We start from the raw sequence: 604 nt of genomic DNA, 5'->3' as shown, positions 1-604 counted from the left end.
GGCCATTCTGCGACTTCAGGTGCGATACCTGCAAAGCCAACCACTTGTTTGTTAGCCAGCTCACGACTGTCTGGTGTTAATGTTAGTGATTGCTCAATGCCTCGGCGTAATACCGTCAACTCGATTGGAGTATTTGGATTTGAGCGTACAGCATCTACGACTTGTTTCCAGTCATTGATAGGCTCACCACCAATCGCGATGATTTCATCTTCTGGAAGCACACCTGCTTTCTCGGCTGCACCATCTTCAGAAACTAGCTTAATAACACGATAGATTTCTGGTGTATAAGGAGCAAAGCCAAGTGAATGCATCGCAGATTCGGTTTCTGGATCAAATTTCCAGTCACGAAGGTCCAGCGTTTTCGTCACTTCAGCGCCAACTTCTGAGTCTGACGGCAGGGTTAGCGTCATAGCGTCATCACCAATATGAGAAATTAATCCCATATTAACTGATTCCCAATCCGGAGTTTTGATGCCTGATACTGCTTTTAGTTCCATTCCAGATTCAATTCCTGCCTCAGCAACAATCGAATTGGGCGTAACTTCACCAATTACGGGTTTTACCGCAGGTACACCAATCAGGAAAACCAACCAATAAGCAAAAA

At 45.2% G+C, this 604-nt stretch carries 1 protein-coding gene; it reads right to left on the bottom strand.

What is annotated here, in order from left to right; translation table 11 throughout:
• On the bottom strand, nt 1-604 hold a 604-nt coding region (locus R7R78_RS27810), incomplete at both ends, for a PDZ domain-containing protein (RefSeq protein ID WP_225474812.1).

The organism is Vibrio sp. 2134-1, from assembly GCF_033339495.1.
Note: the sequence above shows the minus strand (reverse complement) of the source record. Positions and strands in the feature narration are given on the sequence as shown.